2 protein-coding genes are annotated in these 2553 nt (G+C 72.1%); one reads left to right on the forward strand and one right to left on the reverse strand.

Annotated features, from left to right (window positions below; all coding sequences use genetic code 11):
• A partial coding sequence (locus ACFU99_RS40570; protein ID WP_384402871.1) for a hypothetical protein occupies positions 1-1037 on the reverse strand: 1037 nt, incomplete at its 3' end.
• A gap of 440 nt (positions 1038-1477) precedes the next feature.
• Between ACFU99_RS40570 and sepH the strand changes: the two genes are divergently transcribed.
• On the forward strand, positions 1478-2548 hold the full coding sequence (gene sepH, locus ACFU99_RS40575) for a septation protein SepH (protein WP_384402874.1): 1071 nt from the start codon (positions 1478-1480) through the stop codon (positions 2546-2548).
• Positions 2549-2553: the final 5 nt, after the last annotated feature.

The following is a 2553-nucleotide window of genomic DNA, read 5'->3' on the forward strand; positions in this document are numbered from 1 at the left end:
CCCTTGTCCTTGTCCGTGCCGGAGCCCGTGCCGCCGTCCGCGCCGCCCTGGTCCGAGCCGCCCTGCGAGTGGGAGGGGTCGGTGGTCGGCTGCTGCGTGGGCGTCGAGTCGCCGCCGCCCTCCGGGTGCGTGGGCGTCGAGTCCGGCGTCGGCTTGTCGCCGTCGCCCTTGTCCTTGCCGCCGCCGGGCTGATCGGTGTCGGAGGAGTGCGACGAGCCGTCGCCGGAGGTGCCGTCCTCGGAGGAGTGGCCGGTACCGGGGGTTCCGGAGGGCTTCACCGGGGCGTGGTTCCCGGAGTCGTTCGAGCGGAAGATCTGCTGGAAGGTGGTGCCGCTCTTGCCGTCGGGCGTGGAGCCCGTGGCCAGTTCCACGACGGTGACGGTGACCATCGCGAGCACGAAGATCACGACCGCGTGGAGCAGCGGGCTCTTCCAGCGCCGCAGCCGGGTGCCGTGCGTGGTGGCCGCGGTGAACTCCTCGGAATCGGCAGGAGCCGCCGGGCCGGACGCCGGGGCAGCGCCCTCGGCCTGCCGCAGCAGCCGCGTGGGGTCCTCGGCGCGCGGGAGCATCTGCGTCGCCTCGATGCGCGGCAGCATCTGGGTGGCCTCGGCCTGCTTGAGCAGTCGCGTACGGTCCGGGTCGGCTTCGCCGCCTTCTTCAGGCTTCCGCTCGACCGCGGGGAGCATGGTCGTCGCCTGCTCGTCCCCGGCCGCGTCGCGCGGCCAGTGGTCACTGTCCGTGTCCGCGACGGGGACCTGGCGCGCCTTCGGCTTCGCCGAGACGGTCACATCACGGAGCTGTTCACCCGTTCGCCGGAAGAGATGCTGAAAAATCGTGCCGCCCGTGGTGGCCACGACACTCACCACGCCCGCACCGATGATCGTTCCGTAGACGCCGAGCTTGCCCGCGAGGAGAGCGGCGATCACGGCGGCCAATCCACTGCCGGCCACCTGGGCGACGCTGAGATCCAGCCGCTTACTCTGCGGTTTTTCCTCGCTTTCGTCCTTTACCTGCATCTCCAGCCTCTGCTTGCCCATTCGCTCCACCCTGCACAGAGAAGGGACTTATGGGCGAGGCGATCAGTTCCGATTTAGGTGATTGTGTGAACCTCGCCACTCCCTTCACCCCCAGGGGTGAACAGGCGCGCGATCAACTCCCTTGCCCCGCGAGAGGTTCCATGGCGCGCCGATCCACCCAGGTGGCCCGAATGGAGTACTGTGGCGAGCCCTGGCCCGGTACCCCGTCCGGCTGCCCGGACTCATGGGAGAGGGCCTCGGAAGGCCCTCCTCCGGAGGACGCCGACCGGTGCGGGTAGCGGCTGTACAGGGAAAATGCCACGGTCACCGAGAGTGGCGAACCGGTAACCGTGGCATAACGGCGCATCGGGTCCCCGACCCGACACGCCGGTCAACTCGGCAATGTTGTGGCAGGCTGCACCCGGGCAGGCCACACTCGACTAGCGGAAGCAGCGACGCACGTGACGTCGGCAGGCACCACCCGGGAGGTCCCCATGCCCGAACTGCGTGTCGTGGCCGTCTCAAACGACGGCACACGGCTGGTGCTCAAGGCTGCGGACAGCACGGAGTACACGCTTCCGATCGATGAGCGGCTGCGCGCCGCCGTGCGCAACGACCGCGCCCGCCTCGGCCAGATCGAGATCGAGGTGGAGAGCCACCTCCGCCCGCGCGACATCCAGGCCCGTATACGGGCCGGAGCCTCCGCCGAGGAAGTCGCGCAGATGGCGGGCATCCCCGTCGACCGCGTCCGCCGCTTCGAGGGCCCCGTGCTCGCCGAGCGCGCCTTCATGGCCGAGCGGGCCCGCAAGACGCCCGTCCGGCGCCCCGGCGAGAACACCGGTCCGCAGCTCGGCGAGGCCGTCGCGGAGCGGCTGCTGCTGCGCGGCGCCGAGAAGGACACCGCCCAGTGGGACTCCTGGCGGCGCGAGGACGGCACCTGGGAGGTCCTCCTCGTCTACCGGGTCGCGGGCGAGATGCGCTCGGCGAGCTGGACGTACGACCCGCCCCGGCGGATCGTCCAGGCCATGGACGACGAGGCCCGCGTCCTGATCGGCGAGAGCGACGACACGCCCGAGCCGAGCTTCCCCTTCGTGCCGCGCATCGCCCGGCTGCCGCGGGACCGGCCGCTCGACCGCGCGCTGGACCGGCAGTCGCCGTCGGCCGCCGCCGAGCCCGAGCCCGAGCCGCCCGCCGAGGACGCGCCGCGCGAGCGCGACTCCCTGACCAGCCTCCTGGAGGCCGTGCCCAGCTTCCGGGGCGACATGATCGTGCCGGAGCAGCCCACCGGCGACACGTCGGAGGAGTCCGACGACGAGGAGCCGGAGGCGGTCGAACCGCCCGCGCCGGCGGCCAGCGCCGGATCGGCCTACGCGGACGTGCTGATGCCGCGCTCGGTGGCGGGCCACCGGGACCGGCTCACGGGCACCACGGACCGGCAGGCCGAGGCCGACGGCGTACGGCCGGGGCGGCGCGCCGCCGTCCCGAGCTGGGACGAGATCGTCTTCGGCACCCGCCGCAAGAAGCAGGAGTAACGGGC

The organism is Streptomyces sp. NPDC057654, from assembly GCF_042800135.1.
Taxonomy (GTDB): Bacteria; Actinomycetota; Actinomycetes; order Streptomycetales; family Streptomycetaceae; genus Streptomyces.